The sequence below is a fragment of the Streptomyces sp. DvalAA-14 genome (genome assembly GCF_900091855.1).
Taxonomy (GTDB): domain Bacteria; phylum Actinomycetota; class Actinomycetes; order Streptomycetales; family Streptomycetaceae; genus Actinacidiphila.
Genome location: NZ_FMCH01000537.1, coordinates 1 through 20,409 on the forward strand (window position 1 = coordinate 1; position 20,409 = coordinate 20,409).

General features: G+C 73.7%; 17 protein-coding genes and 1 riboswitch. Of the genes, 8 read left to right on the forward strand and 9 right to left on the reverse strand.

The window, feature by feature from the left end:
• The 3 genes from GA0115240_RS37350 to GA0115240_RS28705 all read left to right on the forward strand — a co-directional run.
• On the forward strand, positions 1–222 hold a 222-nt coding region (locus GA0115240_RS37350), incomplete at its 5' end, for a hypothetical protein (RefSeq protein WP_202451843.1).
• A 167-nt stretch (positions 223–389) separates the two neighbouring features.
• Positions 390–1,139, forward strand: coding sequence for a response regulator transcription factor (locus tag GA0115240_RS28700; RefSeq protein ID WP_093741118.1), 750 nt, complete (start codon positions 390–392; stop codon positions 1,137–1,139).
• Positions 1,140–1,149: 10 nt separating this feature from the next.
• Positions 1,150–2,790: an ATP-binding protein gene (locus GA0115240_RS28705; RefSeq protein WP_093741120.1), complete on the forward strand. Its 1,641-nt coding sequence runs from the start codon at positions 1,150–1,152 to the stop codon at positions 2,788–2,790.
• 14 nt (positions 2,791–2,804) lie between these two features.
• Here the strand turns inward: GA0115240_RS28705 and GA0115240_RS28710 are convergent, their stop codons facing one another.
• From GA0115240_RS28710 to GA0115240_RS28720, 3 genes are all read right to left on the reverse strand, one after another.
• Positions 2,805–3,230, reverse strand: a complete 426-nt coding sequence (locus GA0115240_RS28710; RefSeq protein WP_093741121.1) for a hypothetical protein — start codon at positions 3,228–3,230, stop codon at positions 2,805–2,807.
• Between the two features lie 142 nt (positions 3,231–3,372).
• Positions 3,373–5,385 carry a TerD family protein gene (locus tag GA0115240_RS28715; protein ID WP_161302532.1) on the reverse strand — a complete coding sequence of 671 codons (2,013 nt, stop codon included), beginning with the start codon at positions 5,383–5,385 and terminating at the stop codon, positions 3,373–3,375.
• Positions 5,386–5,528: 143 nt separating this feature from the next.
• Positions 5,529–5,855, reverse strand: coding sequence for an SDR family NAD(P)-dependent oxidoreductase (locus tag GA0115240_RS28720; protein ID WP_093741125.1), 327 nt, complete (start codon positions 5,853–5,855; stop codon positions 5,529–5,531).
• A 77-nt stretch (positions 5,856–5,932) separates the two neighbouring features.
• Here GA0115240_RS28720 and GA0115240_RS28725 point away from each other — a divergent pair, with 77 nt between their 5' ends.
• Positions 5,933–6,952, forward strand: a complete 1,020-nt coding sequence (locus GA0115240_RS28725) for a Ppx/GppA phosphatase family protein (protein WP_093741127.1) — start codon at positions 5,933–5,935, stop codon at positions 6,950–6,952.
• Between the two features lie 271 nt (positions 6,953–7,223).
• A riboswitch (cobalamin riboswitch) is annotated at positions 7,224–7,378 on the forward strand.
• Positions 7,379–7,572: 194 nt separating this feature from the next.
• Entirely contained in the window at positions 7,573–9,924 is a 2,352-nt protein-coding gene (metE, locus tag GA0115240_RS28730; RefSeq protein ID WP_237555287.1) for a 5-methyltetrahydropteroyltriglutamate--homocysteine S-methyltransferase, read from the forward strand.
• Positions 9,925–10,047: 123 nt separating this feature from the next.
• Here the strand turns inward: metE and GA0115240_RS28735 are convergent, their stop codons facing one another.
• On the reverse strand, positions 10,048–11,925 hold the full coding sequence (locus GA0115240_RS28735) for a CASTOR/POLLUX-related putative ion channel (protein WP_346267990.1): 1,878 nt from the start codon (positions 11,923–11,925) through the stop codon (positions 10,048–10,050).
• A 233-nt stretch (positions 11,926–12,158) separates the two neighbouring features.
• Here GA0115240_RS28735 and GA0115240_RS28740 point away from each other — a divergent pair, with 233 nt between their 5' ends.
• A complete protein-coding gene (locus GA0115240_RS28740; protein WP_093741159.1) occupies positions 12,159–12,470 on the forward strand; it encodes a zinc-ribbon domain-containing protein in 312 nt (103 codons plus the stop codon).
• A gap of 16 nt (positions 12,471–12,486) precedes the next feature.
• Here the strand turns inward: GA0115240_RS28740 and GA0115240_RS28745 are convergent, their stop codons facing one another.
• Positions 12,487–14,442, reverse strand: a complete 1,956-nt coding sequence (locus tag GA0115240_RS28745; protein WP_093741131.1) for a GAF domain-containing SpoIIE family protein phosphatase — start codon at positions 14,440–14,442, stop codon at positions 12,487–12,489.
• Between the two features lie 385 nt (positions 14,443–14,827).
• Between GA0115240_RS28745 and GA0115240_RS39065 the strand changes: the two genes are divergently transcribed.
• The gene (locus tag GA0115240_RS39065) at positions 14,828–15,166 is read left to right on the forward strand and encodes a chaplin (protein ID WP_093741160.1); all 339 of its coding nucleotides are present in this window, start codon (positions 14,828–14,830) and stop codon (positions 15,164–15,166) included.
• Between the two features lie 92 nt (positions 15,167–15,258).
• Here GA0115240_RS39065 and GA0115240_RS28755 read toward each other — a convergent pair whose 3' ends face one another.
• The 3 genes from GA0115240_RS28755 to GA0115240_RS28765 all read right to left on the reverse strand — a co-directional run bounded on the left by GA0115240_RS28755 (position 15,259) and on the right by GA0115240_RS28765 (position 17,303).
• The gene (locus GA0115240_RS28755; RefSeq protein ID WP_093741162.1) at positions 15,259–15,975 is read right to left on the reverse strand and encodes a GAF and ANTAR domain-containing protein; all 717 of its coding nucleotides are present in this window, start codon (positions 15,973–15,975) and stop codon (positions 15,259–15,261) included.
• A 107-nt stretch (positions 15,976–16,082) separates the two neighbouring features.
• Entirely contained in the window at positions 16,083–16,871 is a 789-nt protein-coding gene (locus GA0115240_RS28760; protein WP_093741133.1) for an ANTAR domain-containing protein, read from the reverse strand.
• Positions 16,872–16,937: 66 nt separating this feature from the next.
• Positions 16,938–17,303, reverse strand: coding sequence for an STAS domain-containing protein (locus GA0115240_RS28765; RefSeq protein ID WP_237555288.1), 366 nt, complete (start codon positions 17,301–17,303; stop codon positions 16,938–16,940).
• A gap of 499 nt (positions 17,304–17,802) precedes the next feature.
• On the opposite strand from GA0115240_RS28765, the gene GA0115240_RS28770 reads away from it, so the two are divergent.
• A complete protein-coding gene (locus tag GA0115240_RS28770) occupies positions 17,803–18,141 on the forward strand; it encodes a PRC-barrel domain-containing protein (protein WP_202451845.1) in 339 nt (112 codons plus the stop codon).
• A gap of 185 nt (positions 18,142–18,326) precedes the next feature.
• On the opposite strand, the gene GA0115240_RS28775 is transcribed toward GA0115240_RS28770, so the two are convergent.
• Positions 18,327–20,309, reverse strand: coding sequence for a S53 family peptidase (locus GA0115240_RS28775; protein WP_141708997.1), 1,983 nt, complete (start codon positions 20,307–20,309; stop codon positions 18,327–18,329).
• Positions 20,310–20,409: the final 100 nt, after the last annotated feature.

Consider the following 20,409-nt stretch of genomic DNA (forward strand, 5'->3'; position numbering starts at 1 on the left):
GTCAGCGAGACCAAGGACGGCAAGGTCTCCGACCTGAAGGCCGGCCAGTCGGTGACCGTCCGCGGCGCCCAGCAGTCCAACGGCGACATCAAGGCCACCACCGTCACCCAGGGCAGCCCGACCGGCGGCTTCGGGGGCTTCGGCGGGTTCGGCGGCCGGGGCGGCGCGGCCGGCGCGACGGGCGGGACCGCTGCGGGCGGCGGGACCGGCGGCGGGAACTGATTCCGCGCTTACCTTCCAGGGCGTACGGTGCAGCGGCCGACATTTCGCCGCGGCGCCGTACGCCCGTCCGCCGTATCCGCGCCGTATCCGCGCCGCGCCCGTAGCACCGCGACACCCGTACGACCGTACGACCGCACCCGCTCCACCCGGCCCCAGGAGGTTGTTCCATGGACACACCCGAGGCCAGCCTGCTGGTCGTGGACGACGAGCCGAACATCCGCGAACTGCTCTCCGCGTCCCTGCGGTTCGTCGGCTTCAAGGTCGTCTCCGCCGCCTCCGGGGCGGACGCGCTGGCCGCGGTCGCCCGGGAACGGCCGGATCTGGTGGTGCTCGACGTCATGCTGCCCGACATGTCGGGTTTCGCGGTCGTCCAGCGGCTGCGCGAGGAGTCCGGACCGCACGCCCGGACCGCCGCCGGGGTGCCCGACCGGCTGCCGGTGCTCTTCCTCACCGCCAAGGACGGCGTGGAGGACAAGATCAGCGGGCTGACGGCGGGCGGCGACGACTACGTCACCAAACCGTTCAGCCTGGAGGAGCTGATCGCCCGGATCCGGGCGATCCTGCGCCGCACCGGCGGCCCCACCGACGACGGCCGGCTGGTGGCCGGCGACCTCGTGCTGGACCCGGTCGGCCACCAGGTGACCCGGGCCGGGCGACCGGTCTCCCTGTCACCGACCGAGTTCAAGCTGCTGGCCTACCTGATGGCCAACAGCGACCGGGTGGTCTCCAAGCTGCAGATCCTCGACCACGTGTGGGCCTACGACTTCGGCGGCGACCTGAGCATCGTCGAGTCCTACATCTCGTATGTGCGGCGCAAGGTGGACTCGGGGGCGGACGGGGCGGCCAAGCTCATCCACACGGTGCGGGGCGTCGGGTACGTGCTGCGCCGGCCGGCCGCGGTCCCGGCCCAGGGCTGAGGTGCGCGAGATGAGCGCGCCGCCGGGGGCGGCCGGGAGGCCGGGAACGGCGGGATCCCCGGGCAGACCGGGGGCGGCCGGGAGGGCGGGGCGGCCCGGGACGCTCCGGGCGCGGCTGTCCGCGGTCCGGCTGCGGCCGTCGGCGATCTCGCTCCGCTCCCGGCTGGTCCTGCTGTCCCTGCTCCTGGTGCTGCTCGGCCTCGCGGTGAGCGACACCGTCGTGCTCGGCTCGGTGCGCGGCCGGCTGGAACAGCGGGTGGACCAGCAGCTCCAGCGCTACGGGCAGCCGCTCGCCCAGCGGCTCGGCACCGACGGGATTCCCGCGCCGCGCTTCATCCGCTCCAACGGCACCGGCGGCGGGACCCGGCCGTGGCTGCCGAGCCAGTTCGTGGTGGCCTTCGCGGCGGCCGACGGCCGGGTGTCCGACCAGTTCCGGCTCCCGGTGGCGGCCGGCGACCCCCGCCCGCTGTGGCCGTCGATGGACGCGACCGCGCTCCGGTCCCACCTGGACAAGCCGTTCGACGTGTCCAGCGACCACGGCGGCGGCAGCTGGCGGGTGCTGATCGTGCCGGTGAGCGTGCCGGCCGGCGACTCCTCCGGTGCGGTGACCCGCAACGGGACGGCGGTCTCGGCGCTGCCGGCCGGCGTGGTGGTGGCCGCCTCGCTGGACGACGTGGCCTCCACCACCAGCCGGCTGAGCACCGGCTTCCTGCTGATCGGGGCGGTGGTGGCGGCGCTGCTCGGGGTCGCCGCCTGGTTCGCGATCCGGGCCGGCCTGCGTCCGCTGCGGCAGATCGAGGCGACCGCCGCCGAGATCGCGGCCGGCCGGCCGCTGTCGCACCGTATGCCGGCCGCCTCACCGCGGACCGAGACCGGCCGGCTGTCGTCGGCCCTGAACGGCATGCTCGCCCAGATCGAGTCGGCGTTCGCGGCCCGCGCCGCCTCCGAGGAGCAGATGCGGCGCTTCGTCGCCGACGCCAGCCACGAACTGCGCACGCCGCTGGCCGGGATCCGCGGCTTCGCCGAGCTCTACCGGATGGGCGCGCTGCCCGACGAGGCCGATGTGCGGCGCACCATGGCCCGGATCGAGAGCGAGGCGGTACGGCTCGGCGGCCTGGTCGAGGACCTGCTGACCCTGGTCCGGATGGACGAGCAGCGGCCGGTCCAGCTGGCCCCGATGGACCTGCGCACGCTGGCGGTCGACGCCCTGCACGACACCACCGCCCTCGATCCGTCCCGCGCGGTGTCGCTGACCGGCCCCGGCGGCCCCGGCACCCCGCCCGGCCCGGCCCTCGTCCTCGGCGACGAGGCCCGGCTGCGGCAGGTCGTCGCCAACCTCGTCGGCAACGCCGTCGCCCACACCCCGCCGGGCACGCCGGTCCGCATCGGCGTCGGCACCCTGGCCGGCCACGGTGTGCTGGAGGTGGCCGACGCCGGCCCCGGCCTGACTCCCGACCAGGCCGCCCGCGTCTTCGAACGCTTCTACCGCGTCGACGCCTCCCGCAGCCGCCAGCGCGGCGGCGGCGCCGGCCTCGGCCTGTCCATCGCCGCCGCACTGATCAGCGCCCACCGGGGCCACGTCGAACTCGACACCACCCCGGGCCGCGGCGCCACCTTCCGCGTCCGCCTCCCGTCGGCCCGCCAGCCCTGAGGCCCGGCCCCGGATCAGCCGAGGCTGTCCTGGAAGCTGCTCGCACCCAGGTCGGCCACCGCGGCCGTGCGGACCTTCGGGCACGACTGCCGCGACGCGTCGTCGAGGTCCGCCGCCGTGCGGGGCTTCTGCTCCGGGTGCTCGCCGATCCAGTTCGCGAGCTCGACCGCGAAGTCGGCCTCCGCGCCGGCCGCCGAACCGTCGCCCTTGAGCCTCGGCTCCAGCTTCCCCAGGAAGGCGCAGAACTGCGCGCCGTCCACCGGATTCCCGTCGTCCGCCGTCTGCGCGCCGCTGGTCCCCGCCGCACCGGTCGCGGCGGTCGTCGCCCCCGCCGCCGTCCCCGGCGCCGACGAGTGTCCCCCGCCCGAACCCGACCCGCCCGAACCGCACCCGCACAAGGCCAGCACCAGCAGCAGAGCGATCGAGGCCGTACGTCTCATGATCCCCCCCAACGGACGCCACCGCGGCGTGTCGGCGGCGAACACCAACGACCCGCCCCCACCCTGTCCCCCCGTCACCGCCCAGCTACGCCACCGCGATCCCCCGGCTTCGTCCGTACGGCGTACGACCACCGGCCCCCGGTCACTTCGGCTTGCGTTCCAGCGCGACGACGACGGTCGCGTGGAATCGGTCCACCGCCTCGTCGACGCTGCGGATGAAGCCGGACTCGGCGTTGCCCCGCGTGCTGCCCATCCCCTTGAACAGCGACAGCCGGAAGCCGGTGATGGCGGCGGGCGGCTTGGGCAGCAGGTCGGCGGGCTCGGGGCGCAGCCGCTCCAGGGTGCCGCGCGGTCCGCCGGACGGGCCGTCCACCAGGGATTCCACGTGCACATCGGCCGGGGCGTCGGCGAGTTGCCGTACCAGCCGCTTCACCCAGGTCAGCGGGTGGCCGCTGTCCGGCGCGGGGATCTCGAGGGATGTCCGCAGCTTGCCGGTGCGCAGGTCGGCGCCCAGCGTGACGACACCGGGGCTGTCCTGGATCTTGACCTCGGCGTGCAGCAGGCCCTCCCGGCACAGGCGGTCGGCGAGCGCGGCCCGGCGGGAGTGCGGGTCGCTGCCGCGCCTGGCCTTCTGCACCGGCAGCACTTTCTGGCCGAGTTCGCCGCCGAGCCGCAGGCACACCTGGCGGATCAGCCGTTCCCAGCTCTCCACCACCTCCACCGCCCGCGCGTCCCCCTCGCACAGGGTCTCGGCGTCGATGGCGTTGCGGACCGGCACCCAGGCCGGGCCCATGTTCTGGAAGCCGTGGCAGCCCGAGTTGTCGTGCTGGAGGTAGAGCAGCAGCTCCTGGAGCAGCCAGGCGTGCGCGGCGTTGCCGACGCCCTCGTGCCGGATCAGCATCTGCGCCTGGTGTGTGACCTCGGCCCACGACAGGTGCCACAGCGCGACCTTGTTCCGGCGGCGCCCGTCGATCCGTACCTCCACCAGCGGACTGCCCTCCAGAGCAACGTCGTTGGAGAGGGTGATCACCGCTTCCCAGCCGCGCCGGGCGGCTATGTCGGTGTAGTCCTGCACCTGGGCGGTGCGCAGCGGGTTGCCGTTGGTCTTCGTCTCCACCAGCGCCGTCCACAACTTGCCCGCCCGCTCGACCCGGATCAGCCCGTCCGGCCGCCTCGGGGCGTCGCCGTGCCGCAGCGGCACCTCGGTGAAGGTCTCCATCCGCCCGGCCGGCGCCCCGAAGCCGGCCGTCAACCGTCGACCGAACTCGGGGACTTGGGCCATCACGGCGAGCAGGACGGAGGTGGCCCTGGTCTCGCGTTCGTGGTCGCTCTTCAGCGTGCCGACCGGGAAGAGCCGGGCCGGGCGCCACGCGTCGTTCTCGGCCAGCGATGTGCGGGCCACCGCGGGAAGGGTCACCTTCTTGCGGGCGGTGCGCGGGCGTTGGGGGGCCGCCGGCGCGGCCGGCTCCGGTCGGCTCGGTGGGTCGGGCTGCTGCGCCCGGACCGGCTGCGTGGTGGGTGCGGGCCCGGGCGCGGTCAGCGTCTTGGGCGGGAGGAGATCCGCTGCCGGCAGCGCCGGCTCGCCCTCGGTCAGGGCGTCGCCCTGATCCGTCTCGCCGTCGTCGTCCACGTCGATGCCGAAGTCGGTCGCCAGGCCGGCGAGTCCGGAGGCGTAGCCCTGGCCGACCGCCCGGAACTTCCAGCCGCCGTCGCGCCGGTACAGCTCGCCGAAGATGACCGCCCGCATCTCCTGCGCGTCCTCGACGGAGAATCCGAGCAGTGTCTCGCCGGTGCGGTCGGCGAGGGTGAAGCGCAGATCGTCCAGATCCCCGAAGCCGGAGCCGCCGTAGCGGCTGGCCGCCAGCACGACCCGCTCGACGTCCTCGGGCATCGCGGTGAGATCGAGGCTGATCCGGTCCTCGCTGCCGTTCGCCGTCGGCGCCTTGCCCAGCAGCTGCACGCTGCCGTCGGCAGCCGCCGGGTGGTTGTAGAAGTAGAAGTCGTCCTCACTGCGGACCTTGCCGTCGCCGTCGAGCAGCAGCACCGACACATCGGCGTCCCCGTCCCCGCTGGCGCTGCTCCAGCCCAGGCCGGCGATTACTCCGCCAGGGTCCTCGCTGAGTGCCGCCAGCCCGACATTGGTGCCTCTGACCATTTCCCGCATATGCCCCGCCCCGCCCGCCCCGCCGTACGTGCCGTGTGACCCAGCCCACATCCCTGTTGTGGGGAGTCCGCACACTACCGCCGCCGGCGCGGCCTCGATGCCCCTTCGTCCCGATTGCTCCGGGGGGCCGGCCGTTACGGGCGGAAGCGGCGGGTAGCCGGGTGGTCCTGGGCGGCGGCGACGGGGAAGTCGGCGCGGGCGAAGGTTGCGCCCGGGTCGGTCGGCGGCAGGTCGGGGCCGGCGATCCGTTCCGCGGTCTCGTCCACCGTTCGGGTGAGGTCGTCGTCATCGGTCGGATCCGCCCGGATTCCGGGCACACCGCAGGGCGCCAACCGCTCGTCGTCGCGGCCGCGGACGGCCACCGCGGCCCCCTCGGCGGGCAGTCCGCGGGCGATGGCCAGGCCGATTCCGCGCGTACTGCCGGTAACAAAAGTGGTCTTTCCCGCGAGTCCGAGATCCACGGCCGTATCATCCCCTTGTGATACTCCTGACGAACGTACCTTCGACTGATTCCCCGGACTCGGGGTATTCGGCGTCCATGCGTTGTGGAGTGCTCGACATCGGTTCGCAGTCCGCCCAGTTGCGGATCGTCGATCTGCTCCCCGGTCTGCCGCCGCAGGAGGTCACCACGGTCAAGCAGCCGGTGCGCATCGGTGAGGGCACCGACCGCGGCGGCGTCGTGGGGCCCGAGGCGGTGCGCCGGCTGGTGCGTGCGGTGACGGCGGCGGTGGCGGCCGCGAAGGCGCACGGGGTGGACACGCTCTACCCGTTCGTCACCTCCGCGGTGCGGGACGCGGCCAACCGCGATGAGATTCTACGCGCGGTGAGCAGCGCCTGCGGGGTCCAACTCGCCACCATGACCGGCGAGGAGGAGGCGCGGCTGACCTTCCTCGCGGCGCGCTCCTGGTACGGCTGGTCGGCCGGCCCGATGCTGCTCGCCGACATCGGCGGCGGCTCGCTGGAGATCGCCTACGGCCGCGGCGGCGAGCCGTCCTTCGCGGTGTCCCTGCCGCTGGGTGCCGGCCGGCTGACCCGGCATCACCTCCCGCAGGCCCAACCGCCGTACGGCAAGGGGGATATCCGCTCCCTCCAGCGGCACATCAGGTCGGTGCTGGCCGGTCCGGCCGCCCTGGTCGCCGGGCAGCCGCAGCCGGCCCTGCGGGTGGCCACCTCCCGCACCTTCACCCAGCTGGCCCGGCTGACCGGTGCGCCCGCCGCCAAGGCGGGCCCGTACGCCGTCCGCTACCTGGACCGCGCGGAGCTGGCCAAGTGGATCCCCCGGCTGGCCCGGATGACCGCCGCCGAACGCACCTTGCTGCCGGGCGTCTCCCAGGCCCGCGCCCACCAGATCCTGGCCGGCGCGGTCGTCGCCGAGACCGTCATGGACCTGCTGCACGTCCAGCGCTTCACCGTCTGCCCGTGGGCGCTGCGCGACGGCATCTTCCTCGAACACCTCGGCGGCCTGTCCGCGGCGGTCTCCCGGCTGCCGCGCCTGCGCCCCCTGGCCACGGCGCCGCCGGTGGTCGCCCGCCGGCCGAGGCGGGCGGTCCGCAGCTGACGTTCGGCGGCGGCCCACAGCGGCCCGGGCCCGGACAGCCCTTAGGCCGTGTCTGACAAATCCCGCCTGCCCCGCGACGCCTGGCACGCGCGCTCGCTGCGTTGTCGGGGTCGTCCGAGTAGCCCACTACGAGGACGACCCTCCGCCTTGCGATCGCACGCACCAGACGCCGCGGGGCCCCGCCCTGCGGGCGGACGGCGCTATTTGTCAGACACGGCCTAGGCTGGGCCGCGCAGCTGGTTCGCGTCCGTCCGCCAGGCGGGAGGCGTCGTAAGAGGGAACCCGGTGGGAATCCGGGACTGCCCCGCAGCGGTGAGCGGGAACGACCGCCGTCCTACGCACTGGGTCCGTCAAGGGCCTGGGAAGCGACGGCCAGTAGGTGTGGGGCCCCTGTCGGGGCGCACGTGCCCGCGAGTCCGAAGACCTGCCCGCTGCCCGTGCGCGCGCTGCCGCGTGTGCGGGGATCCGGAGACCCCGAGGGCGGGTCGGGTCGGCGCAGGGAACGGGCACGCGCCGCGCCGGCCGGGCGCACCGCGAAACGCCCGGGCCGCGCTCCCTTCACGGCTCTCGGCCGGTCTCCTGGAACCGTCGGGACACATGCTCGCGAAGGAGAGCCATCCATGACAGACCAGCCCATGACCGGCACCGCAGGCACCGCCACCCCGTCCACGGCGCCCCGGGCCACCGTGTACGGCTACCCCCGGCAAGGCGCCGACCGGGAGCTGAAGAAGGCCATCGAGGGGTACTGGAAGGGCCGCGTCACCGCCGACGCCCTGCGGGAGACCGCGGCCGGCCTGCGCCGGGCCAATTGGCGGCAGCTCGCCGAGGCCGGCCTCGGCGAGCTGCCGACCGGCGACTTCTCGCTGTACGACCACATGCTCGACACCAGCGTGATGGTGGGCGCGATCCCGGCCCGGCACCGCGCCGCGGTCGACAAGGACGCGCTGGACGGCTACTTCGCCATGGCCCGCGGCACCCAGGAGGTCGCGCCGCTGGAGATGACCAAGTGGTTCGACACCAACTACCACTACCTGGTGCCCGAGTTGGGCCCGGACACCGAGTTCGCCGCGGATCCGGCCCGGCAGGTGTCCGCGCTGGCGGAAGCGGCGGCGCTGGGCCTGACCGGCCGGCCCGTGCTCGTCGGCCCGGTCACGTATCTGCTGCTGGCCAAGCCCGGGCCGGGCGTGGACCCGGACTTCGAGCCGCTGACCCTGCTGGACCGGCTGCTGCCGGTCTACGCCCAGGTGCTCGCCGACCTGCGCGCGGCCGGGGCCGCATGGGTGCAGCTCGACGAGCCCGCGCTGGTCCAGGACCGCACCCCGGCCGAGCTGAACGCCGTCGCCCGCGCCTACCGCGAGCTGGGCGCGCCGCCGGCCGCCGAGCGGCCCAAGCTGCTCGTCGCCTCCTATTTCGGCCGGCTCGGTGCGGCGCTGCCGGTGCTGGCGAAGGCGCCGATCGAGGGGCTGGCCCTCGATTTCACCGGACCGGGCGCGGCCAACCTCGACGACCTGGCGGCCGTCGGCGGCCTGCCCGGCAAGCGGCTGGTGGCCGGGGTGGTGGACGGCCGCAATGTGTGGATCAACGACCTGGGCGCGTCGCTGAACCTGCTCGGCACCCTGCTGGGGCTGGCCGGGCGGGTCGACGTGGCCGCGTCCTGCTCGCTGCTGCACGTACCGCTGGACGCCACCGCCGAGAAGGAACTCGACCCGCTGATCGTCCGCTGGCTGTCCTTCGCCCGGCAGAAGACCGGCGAGGTCGTCACGCTGGCCCGCGGGCTGGCCCGCGGCGTCACCGCGATCGGCGGCGAACTGACCGCCAACCGCGCCGACCTGGCGTCGCGAGCCGATTCCGCGATCACCCGCGACCCGGCGGTCCGGGCCCGTACCGCGGCCGTCACCGACGCCGACGGCCACCGTGCCCAGCCGTACCGCGCGCGCACCGCCGCCCAGCGGGCCCGGCTCGGCCTGCCGCCGCTGCCGACCACCACCATCGGCTCCTTCCCGCAGACCGCGGACCTGCGCACCGCCCGCGCCGACCTGCGGGCCGGCCGGATCGACACGGCCGGCTACGAGCAGCGCATCGAGGCCGCCATCGGCGAGGTCATCTCCTTCCAGGAGGAGGCCGGGCTCGACGTCCTCGTGCACGGTGAGCCCGAACGCAACGACATGGTGCAGTACTTCGCCGAACGCCTCACCGGCTACCTGGCCACCCGGCACGGCTGGGTGCAGTCCTACGGCACCCGGTACGTCCGCCCGCCGATCCTGGTCGGCGACATCTCCCGGCCGGAGCCGATGTCGGTGCGCTGGACCACCTACGCCCAGTCGCTCACCGATCGGCCCGTCAAGGGCATGCTCACCGGCCCGGTCACCATGCTCGCCTGGTCCTTCGTGCGCGACGACCAGCCGGCGGCCGACACCGCCCGCCAGGTCGCGCTGGCGCTGCGGGACGAGGTGGCCGACCTGGAGGCCGCCGGGACCGCGGTGATCCAGGTGGACGAGCCCGCGCTGCGCGAGACCCTGCCGCTGCGTGCCGCCGACCGGGCGGAATACCTGGCCTGGGCGACCGAGGCGTTCCGCCTGACCACCAGTGGCGTGCGCGACGACACCCAGATCCACACCCATATGTGCTACGCCGAGTTCGGCGACATCGTGCAGGCCATCGACGACCTCGACGCGGACGTCATCAGCCTGGAGGCGGCCCGCTCGCGGATGCAGGTCGCCGGTGAGCTCGCCGCGGCCGGCTATCCGCGCGAGGCCGGTCCCGGCGTCTACGACATCCACTCCCCGCGGGTCCCGGCCGCCGACGAGGTGGCGGCCCTGCTGCGCCGGGGCCTGGACGCCATCCCGGCCGAGCGGCTGTGGGTCAACCCCGACTGCGGTCTGAAGACCCGCGGCTGGCCCGAGACCCGCGCCTCCCTCGACCACCTGGTCACCGCCGCCCGCCGCGTCCGCGCCGAACTCCCCGCCGACTGAGCCGGCCAGCTGAGCCCGCCGACTGAGCCGGCCAGCTGAGCCCGCCGGCTGAACCGGCCGGCTGGGCCCGCCAGCTGATTCCCCGCCGGGGAGGCCCACGGCCTCCCCGGCGCGGCTCCCGGCCTACTGCTCCGCCAGCACGATCACCCGGTCCTCCGCGCCCAGCCGCACGCGCTCGCGCTTGTCCGGGTTGAGGCGGACGCCGTAGGACGGGCCGAGGGCGGCCTGGGCCTGCAGGCGGTAGCCGATGGCGCAGTGGTGCCGGCGGCGGGCGGATTCCACCACGGTGGCGTAGCTGACGTCGCGGCCGGGGCGGACGTAGGCGGCGGCCGGTTTGAGGTAGATCTCGCTGCCGTCGGGGGTGAAGAGCTGGTCGAACAGGTCGGCGAGGTGGTGGTTCTGGGAGATCTGGGTCATCAGCAGACTGATCAGCCGGCCGCTGACGATGAAGTCGGTGCCTTCGCGGACCGGGGCCAGCAGCCGGTTGCGGTCGTCGGACATCTCGGTGACCAGGGACAGCTCCCGGCCGGTGGACTCCTCCAGGGCGCGCAGATGGAGCAGGGTGACCAGGGTGCGTACGTCGCTGGCGGCCGGATCCTCGCCGGTCGGCCGGTCGTGGCCGAGGACGATCACCCGGTCGTACGACGGCACGTCCAGGCCGCTGAAGGTGTGCGGCTCGGCGATGTCGCCGCTGTGAAAGCGGACGTCCAGGTGCCGGGTGGCCGAGTGGACGACCGGCTCGTCGCCCCGGGCCACGATGTCGAGCCGCGAGCCGCGGCCCACGTACTGGTCCAGCTGGTCGACGATCATCGGGGCCCGCCGGTTCCAGCCGAGCAGCAGCAGCCGTTCCGCGGCGGGGGCCGGCGGACCGGGGGCGGTGATCGCGGCCTCGTCCACGCGCAGGGGGTGGCCCGCCAGCACGGCCGTGTCGTCGTCCCGGGTGATCAGCACCAGCCGGTCGTCGTCGCGGATCACGGTGTGCGGGCCGGGGTTGAGCAGCACGGCGCCGCCGGACCGCACCAGCCCGACCACGGACGAGGTGGCGTACGCCAGCAGCGCCTCGCCGAATGTGCGGCCGGCCAGGGCGGGTTCGGCCACCGCGTAGAACTCGTCGCCCGCGAAGTCCAGCAACTCCTGGTAGACCAGGGACAGTCCGGGCTGGCGTGAGGTCTGCACGATGATCCGGGCGGTGATCTCGTCCATGTTCAGCACCCGGCCGCGCGGTCCGGCGGCCAGCGAGGCGGCCAGGTGGTGGCGGGCGTCGCGCACCGCGGCCACCACCACGGGCCGGTCGCCGCCCGGGACCGCCGCGTCGAGGGCCAGCAGCGTCTTGACCACCACGGCGTCCTCGCCGTCGGTGCCGGGCAGCAGGACCAGGATCGCATCGGCCGTCCGCGGGCTCACCCGGGCCAGGACGTCCGGATCGGTCACCGGGCCGTTGCGGCAGATCACCCGGGTGCCGCCGGTCCGGCCGACCCTGGTGTGCAGCTCGTCCTCCATCCCCACCTTGTCCTTCGGGGACAGGATGGCGACCACGCTCTTGGGCCGGTTGGCGTTCGCCGCGACCAGCTCCGAGACGATCGGGAAGACCTGGTCGGACCAGCCCAGCAGCACGGTGTGCCGCTCCTCCAGCACGGTGGAGCGGCCGAGGCGCAGCGCCATGATCTTCTGGTTCAGCCCGCTGGTGATCAGGCTGACCAGCGTCGACACGAACAGCAGGGTCACCAGGGCGAGCAGCACCGACAGCAGGACGTACGCGGGGGTGCCGACCGCCCCGCCGAGCCGCAGGGTGCGGCCCGCCCGCCGCCAGATCGCGAGGAGTTGGGCGGAGCGGGTGGCGGGCGTGTGCGGTCCGGCCCACACCAGACCGGCGCTGGCCGGCACCACGACCAGCAGGCACAACGACGTGACCCACCCCAGCAGCGCCGGTGTGCCGCGGGCCATGACGTTGTCGAACAGGTACCGCAGCCGCGGCCTCAGCGACGTCGTGCGCGCAGCCAAACGAAGCCCCCAAGCGTCGGCCGGTCGGCTCGTTCTCCACGCTAACGCGGCGCCGGAGGGGTGGCGGCCGCAACCGTCGGCGTCATCCGTACGCGTGAAGGATCGAGCGGGTGTTCCCCAACTGGCCGTCACATCGGGGCCCTCGGGCGGCAGCACAGCGGCGTACGGCACACTCGGTCCGACAAGGGGCCCCCGGCGACGCGGGGCCGCAACGCAAGGGGAGGACGCACGTGCTGCTCATCTTCGGGACCCGCAGGTATCTCCACCAGTTGGCGATGCTGACCCTGCTCTGCGCCGGCTGCGGCAACCCCGCCGCCCACGCGCTCCGGAAGCGGGTCGTCAAATTCACCCTCTTCTTCGTGCCGCTGTTCCCGGTCAGTACGACCTACTCGACGCAGTGCACCTTCTGCGGGGTCCAGCACAAGCTGCCCAAGGAGCAGGCCGAGCAGCTGCTGGCGCAGATCGGTGCGCAGGGCGCGGCGCCCCAGGGCAGTGCCCCGCAGACCGTGCCGCAGCCGCAGGAGCAGAACCCGCAGCAGGGCTGAGCCGGTAGCCGGCGGGCTAGGCGCCCGGAGGGGGGAGCGGGGCCGCGGCGGGGGAGCCGGGGCCCGGCAGGGCGGGGACGCGGACCGCGAGCATGGCCACGTCGTCGCCGGCCGACTCGCCCGCGACATCGGCGGCGATCTCCCGCAGCAGATCGGGCAGCGGCCGGCCGGTGCCCGCGCTCAGCATCTCCGCCACCCGCTCGGTGGAGACGTCGTAACTGCGCCCGCGGTGCTCGATGAGGCCGTCGGTGTAGAGCAGCAGCGTCGAGCCGGGCCGCAGCACCCTGCGGTGGTCGTGCCGGGGCAGGACGGGGAGTGCGGGGTGCACCAGCACGTCGTGCTCCTCCAGCGCCTCGACCCGGCCGTCGGCGTGCGCCAGCAGCGGGGAGGGGTGTCCGGCATTGGTCCAGGTCAGCTCCCATCCCGCCGCGGCCGGCGCGATGTGGGCGTGCACCGCCGTACCGCTGGCCGGCAGCCCGAGGGTGCGGCAGCTGTTCTCCAGCGCGGTCATCGCGTGGGCCGGACCCTGCCCGGGATGGTCGCAGGTGGCCTGCCGCAGCATGCTGCGCACCTGGCCCATCACGGTGGCCGCGTCCATGTCGTGGCCGGTGATGTCGCCCACGGTCAGGGCCATCGGCACCGCCCGGCCCGGTTCGTACGGTGGCTCGTGGTCCTCGGGGTCGGCCGTCGCGTGCGGCAGCCCCCACAGCTCCGGGTCGGGCAGCGGATAGGCGTCGTACCAGTCGCCGCCGACCATCTCACCGACGGCCGCCGGGAGGTAGGCGGCCGCCATGTCCAGCCCCGGTACGGACGGCAGTTCGGTGAGCATCGCCCGCTGGAGCTGGTGGGCGACGGTGATCCGCTCGTCGACGAAGACGGCCCGCTCCACGGCCTGGGCGGTGTATCCGGCGATCGCGCTGAGCACGGCCCGCTCGCCGACCTCCAGGTCGTGGTGGCTGCCCCAGGCGATGGCGAGCGCGCCGAGCACCTGGCGCATGCCGGCCAGCGGCACGCACACCAGCGACTCGAAGCCCAGACTGCGCCAGACCTCCAGCGCCTGATCGCCGTACTGGGCCCGTAGTTGCGCCTCGCCGTGCACGGTGACCAGGCGGTTCTCCCGCACCGCGCGCACGGTCGGCCAGCTGTCGCGGAACCCGTACTGGCCGGGGGCGCTCTGCGTGCCGTAGTCGATGTCCGGGTCGACCAGCCGGCGGACCACGCCCTGGCCCTCGATCAGCGAGACCCCGACGTAGACCGGCTTGAGGTCGCCGGTGATCAACTCGCCGACCCGGCGGCGCAGGTCGACCACGCCCTGGGCGTCCGCGAGCACCTCGGCGGCCCGCAGTTGCAGCTCCGAGCGCTCCAGCGCCAGCCGGGCCTGCCCGGAGGCGTCCAGCGCCTCGGCCTGGGCGACCTCGGCGGCGCTGCGGGCCTCCAGCGCATGGCGGGAGGAGATGCGCAGCCGCAGCTCGGCGGAGCAGGCCGCGGCCAGGTCCTCCAGGTTGGCCAGCTCCTGGCGGGTCCAGTCCCGGGGGATGGTGTCGATCGCGCACAGGGAGCCCAGCACATTGCCGACCGTGTCGGTGAGCGGCATCCCGGCGTAGGCGACCACGCCCATGCCGCCGATCGCCAGGCTGCTCCAGGTCCGCTCGTCCTCCCGGATGTCGGGGAGCACCAGCGGGCTGCCCGAGGTCACCACGTGCTGGCACAGCGAGTGGGTCAGCGGCGTCTCCCGGCTGGACGCCCAGGGCTCGCCGAGACCGATCTGACCGGGGAACACCTGGCGGTCGGCCTCGACCAGCGACACCAGCGCCACCGGCACGTCGATCAGGCGCGAGACCAGCCGGGCGAAGCGCTCCATCCCGGCGTCGGGCGCCGCCGTCAGGCCCGCGTCACCCAGCGCGTCGAGCCGGCGGGGATCGCCGAGTCCGGCCCTGCCCCGGGCCGGGTGGGTTCCGCTGTCCTGCGCCATGGGACTCTCCTCAAGACAACCGGCCGCAACCGCGCGCCGCGCGTCCGAAGGCTCTCCGTGCAGTGCTAAAACTCCTGACGCAACCGTAACCCAGTCCGGGTCCCGAGCTTGATTCCATCGGCGGATCCGCGGGTTTTCCGGCGGGTTTGCGGGCGGCCTGCGCACGGGGTGCTCCCCCGGGCTCACCCGGCCGGTCCCATTCGCGACATCCGGGCTCGCTCGTACGGGCTATCGAAGCCACGAAAACGCGTCCGATCAGGTGACTTGCGGCGATGGCGCCCCTACTTCCGGCCGTCGGCTGCGAACGCTTGGTGATCGGACGGTGGCCGACCGTGTACCGGCCGCCGACGCATGAGCCACCACCAAGGAGCATTCCGTGAAGCTGATGCACAAGGGAGCCGTGCTGGCCGCGCTGGCCGGCGGGATCATCGTCGTTTCGGGCGGCGTCGCCGCCGCGGACTCCGGCGCGACCGGTGCCGCGCTGGGCTCGCCGGGCGTCCTGTCGGGCAACGTCATCCAGCTGCCCATCAACATCCCGGTCAACCTCTGCGGCGACTCGATCGACGTGATCGGCCTGCTCAACCCGGCGTTCGGCAACACCTGCGCCAACGCCAGCAGCCGCGTCGCCGCGACGCCGGCCGTCACCTCGACCGACAGCAGCGGCTCCGGGGACAACTCGATGGACGACCGGGCGCCGGCCATGCGCCCGTTCGCCGGTCGCTGAGCACAGGCACCGCAGGCCCCGGGCCGTCACCGGTCCGGGGCCGTCGCCGTGCCCCCGTCCGCGGACGGTTGGCGATGTCCCGCCGCCGGCGCTCATACGCGCAGGTCGGCAAGGGTCTCGGTGCCGTCGATGAAGGCGCGGGCCAGGTCGGACAGGCGGCGGTTGTGGGCCCGGGCGTAGCCGCGCAGGGCGGTGAAGGACTGCTCCATGTCGATGCCCAGCCGCTCGGCGAGCTTGCCCTTGGCCTGCTCGATGAGGACCCGGCTGTTCAGGGCGCTCTGCAACTGCTCGTTGAGGACGCTGCTGCGCCGGGTCGAACGCTGCTGCAGCAGGCTGATGGTGGCGACGTCGGCCAGCGCCTGCGCGATGGGCGTGCCCACCGGGTCGAAGGGTCCGGGCTCGGTGCCGAAGAGGTTGAGGGCGCCCACCACCTCGTCCCGCAGCCGCATCGGCAGCGCCTGGACGGCGGCGAATCCGCTGGTGCGGGCCTGCGCGGCGAACCGCGGCCAGCGGTGGGCCTCGGCGGCGAGGTCGGGAATGGTGACCGGGACGCCGCTGTGGAAGCACTCCAGGCAGGGCCCCTCGTCGTTCTGGAGCTGGAAGAGCTCCAGCAGGCGGACGTGTTCGTCGGAGGCGGCCATCACGCGCAGCTCGCCGTTGTGGTCGGCGAGCAGCACGCCGGCCGCGCTGGCACCGAGCAGGCCGACGCAGCGGTCGGTGAGCAGGCGCAGGAAATCGATCAGATCGAAGTCGGCGACCAGGTTGTCCGCCAGTTCGACGAACGTCTTGGCCAGGAGGCGTTCATCCATGGCGTGCACCTTCGGTTCGGTTCGGGTTGCGGCGCCGCCGCGCCGTTCGGGGAGCGGGGCGGGAGCGCCGGCGGACAGGAGCGCGGTCGGGGGCAGCGGGGACACGGTCAGGTCTGATCATCGTCGGTCCGATCGGGGGCCGGACCGGCGGCCGTCCCCTCCGTCTCGGGCGTGAACCGCACGCGCCGGTCCACCACATCGGCGGCCAGGTCGGCGAGCCGCCGGCCCCGGGCGTAGGCGTGGGCGCGCAGCCGGACGAACGCCTCCTCGATGCCCACGCCGAGTTGTTCGGTGAGCATGCCGGTGGCCTGGTCGATCTGGGCCCGGTAGGCGCCCAGGCCGGCCGCGCCGCCGTCCCCGGAGCCGTCGGGACCGTCGGGGCCCGGCCGGCCCCCGGCGGGTCCGCCGAGCAGCAGCAGGGTGGCGGTGGCGGCGAAGGCCATCGCGTCGGCGAGGTCCTCCCCGCCCAGGACGCCGGGCTCGCGCCGGTAGAGGTCGAAGACGCCGGGGCTGATCGCGCCGATCTGCAGGGGCAGGGCGAAGACCGCCCCGGCGCCCGCGGCAGCGGCGGCGGGCGCGAACACCGGCCAGCGGGCCAGGATGTCGCCGGCGCCCAGATCCGGGGCCAGCACCGCGGCGCCCAGGGCGAAGGCGTCCACGCACGGCCCCTCGCCCAGGGTCAGTTGCAGTTCCTCCAGCGCCCGGCTGACCTCGTCGGTGCCGCACAGCGGATGGCTGGCGGCGGGCCGCGTCATCGCGGACATCCCCGCGCCGTCCACCGGCAGCGCGGCGACCGCGGCCGCGCACACGTGCGCCACGCCGACGCGTTCACCCCTTCGGGCCGCCTCCTCGGCCACCAGCGCCTCCACCCGGGAGCCCCGGCGGTCGGCCGTCACCGGGGGAACCCGGCGGCGGTTGCGTTCATCCAGCCCTCGCAAGGGGAGTGGGCGCGGTGACAAGCGTCATACGGCGCACGGCAGTTCGTCGCGCAGTCCGGCCGGACGTTCCGGCAGGCGCGAGAAGAGGGCGTCGGAGCCGGTCAGGGCGAAGAGGCGTGCGATCGCGGAACTGGGGTAGTGCAGCCGGAGGGACCCGCCGGCCGCGCTGGTGAGCAGTGCGGCGGCCAGAAAGGCGTTGAGACCGCTGCAGTCGCAGAAGGTGACGGTGGTCAGGTCGATGTCGATGGTCCGGATGCCGTCACGCAGGCACCGGGCCAACGACTCGCGTATCAGCGGTGCGGACTGCATGTCGATCTCGCCGGCGAGGGTGATCAGTGCGCGGGTCTTCGTGTCCTGGCGGTGGGCATCGAGCGGGTAGGGCAGGGTCATGGCGCGCCTCGGTTCACGGGACCGGCCGGCTTTCCGGCACGGTCGTACGTCGACAGGCGGGTGAAGTTCCGGTCCGGCGGCTCGGGTTCGACGGATCCCGGGCTGACGGAATGGGGCCGGTTCCTCGCGGAGATGCCCCGCGCAACGCGATGGTCGCTCCGCGCCGACGGGCATCCGTAAGGTGGGAAAGGGCCGCCGGGGTCTCGGACGTCGCCCCCGCAGCATAGCTCCCCCACCCCTGCGGCGGGGGCGGGAATCCGGACCGGTCCGCGGCGGGCGGGGGCGCTCGCGGGGAGCGTGCGGCCCGCCGGGACAGGGGCGCCGGGGCCGCCGGCCCGCCCCGTACCGCTCGAACATCTGAACTCCCCGCGTGCCAACGGCTTTGCGGGGCAGGCGACTTGGTGAGGGGCGTTCACCGGTCTCCGGAAACGGGACCTTCCGCAACGCTCCCGAGCAAGGAAGCAAGGAAGCAAGGAGAGGGCACATCGTGGCTGAGAACATGTGGGCATACCAGGCTACTTCGGGTTACCAGACCGGAACGGACCTGGCCGGCTTCAAGGTCGAGGCGACCGACGGCTCGATCGGCAAGGTCGACAAGTACTCGGACACCGTCGGCTCGGCGTACCTCGTGGTGGACACCGGCATGTGGATCTTCGGGAAGCACGTCCTGCTCCCGGCCGGCACCATCACCTCCATCGATCTCGCCGAGCGGAAGATCTTTGTCGCCCGCACCAAGGACGACATCAAGAACTCCCCGGAGTTCGACAAGGACAAGCACGTCGAGGACCCCGCCTACCACGAGCAGGTCGGCACGTACTACGGGACCCCGCGCGTCTGAGCGGCACCGCAGTACACAGTCAAGCCCCAGGCGGAGCGCCTGGGGCTTTTCGCGCGCCCGACGCACGCGGACGCACCCGGGACGCCCGTCCGACACCCGCCCGACGCACGCGGGACCCGGCGGGGAAGGCTCCCCGCCGGGTCCCGCTGGGTACGGCGACCGTTGTCGGACGACTGCCGCGGTGCCTACCGGCGGAAGGACTTCAGGTAGGACACCGTCGGCGAGCCGACCCCGGTGGCGCTGTCGTAGCCGCGCACCGCGTTGAGGCTGGTGTCCTGGCCGAAGGTGACCAGCCGGACGTTGAGCTTGCCGCTGACCACACCGAAGTCGGTGACATTGCTCAGCGGGATGCTGCTGTGCTGCGCCTGCCGGTCCACCACGTCGGTGAACAGGCCGGAGCGGGCGTAGATCGTCGGGTTGGCGAAGCCGACCGCGTGGTGCCGCGCCTGCAGGGCGTCCGCCTGGACCGCGGCGAACTCCGGCGAGGACACGCTGGTGCCGCCGTAGCCCCCCTCGCTGTACGGGGCGCCGTCGGAGATGCCGACGAGGACCGAGGTGTACAGGTCGCCGTTCATGGAGACGTCAGGGGTGACGCGCTGCGCGGTCCGGCTCCTGGCGCCGGTCATCAGCGTGTGCGAGACCGTGTTCGGCACCGTGCGGCGCTGGTACCACGGCTGGGCGAAGTCCTCGCTGGTGCCGCCGCCGCCACCGAAGTAGAACGGGGCGGGGAACGGGGTCCAACTGGTGCCGTCCGCGGACAGGGCGGAGCGGTGGGTGCCCATGTCGGTCTCGAAGCCGTACGTGCCGCTCTTGCCGGCCAGGCCGAGCGCGGTGCCGCCGACCGAGGTCACCCACGGGTCGGAGTCCGGCCAGTTGGCCTGCGCGCGCGAGGTGTCGGGCTGGCAGTTGGCGCCGGTGGCGGCCGCCGTCGGGCTGCTGTCGCCGCAGTCGCCGGCCGAGAAGCCGATGCCGATGCCCTCGACCGCCGCCTGCTTGAACACCTGCTCGTACGCGGCGATCTCGGACGCGGTGACGTCCGCCTGGTCCGTGGTGTGCATGATCTCGCCCCACGAGTTGGAGACGACATCGGCCAGGTGCTGGTCCACGATGGTGCTGATCGCGCTCAGCAGGTCGTCGTCGTTGCAGGAGTTGGCCCCCACGTAGACGACGTTGGCGTCCGGGGCGAGCCCGTGCGCCATGTCGACGTCCAGCGCCTCCTCCGGGGCCCAGCCCTCGGGGCCGCCGCACAGGTCCTGGTCCGTCCACTGGGTCGGGTCCACGATCTCGCTGTACTGACCGGCCTTGAAGGGCTTGTCACCGTGGTTGACCGAGTACTGGTTGGCGTCCGCCAGCATGGTGGAGCTGCCGTACGCGTCCACGATGGCCACGGTCGCGCCCTTGCCGGTCAGACCGGAGGCGGTGATGCCGTACGCCTTGCGCAGCTGCGACGGGTAGAACGAGCACTGGTCGAACGGCACCGGGGCCTTGGTGTAGCCGGCCGGCGCGCCCTTGGCCAGCTTCTGGCCCCAGTAGTCCGAGCAGGTCGCGGTGGTCGGCAGGGTGCTGTCGGCCCGGTCGGCGGTGCCGGTGGTGGCGCCGCGGCTGACCTGGACCGAGTCCGGCTTCACCACGTTGGTGCCGGCCGAGTTGAAGCCGTTGACGCCGAGGATCGCGGCGGAGACCGAGGCCGGGACGACCGCGTTGCGGACCAGCGCGTGCCGCAGCTTGCCGGAGACCCGGTACTGGTGGACACCGGTGCCGAACGCCTTGGTGAGCGCGGCACTGGTGCCGCGGACCGTGATCGCGTGGTCGGTGCTGCTCACCACGGTGAGCCCGGCGCCGGTGACCCACTTGCGCACCGCGCTGATCTGCGCCGCGGTGGCGCCGAAGCGGGCCTGGTACGCGGCCGGGCTGAGGAACTTGCCGTAGCTCGCGCTGCCGGGGTCCGACACGGCGGTCGCGTAGGCGGTGAGCCCCGCGGCGTTCTGCCCCGCCAGGTAGACGGTGCCGGTGATCTGGGTGGCCGCGCCGATGGCTCCGGCGTCGGTGGAGGCCGTCGCCCAGGACGGGTGGCTGCCCGCGATGGTCTTGGCCGCGGGGGCGGGCGCGGAGGCCTGCGACGGTACGGCGAGCATCAGCGAGCCGGACACCAGGGCCGCTGAGGCCACCGCGACCACGGCGGCCCGGGCCCTGAGGACTCGGGGTTTTTGTATGTCGGTAATGACGACTCCAACGGAAGGTCGGTAGGGAGAGTCAAGCCGTGCGCTG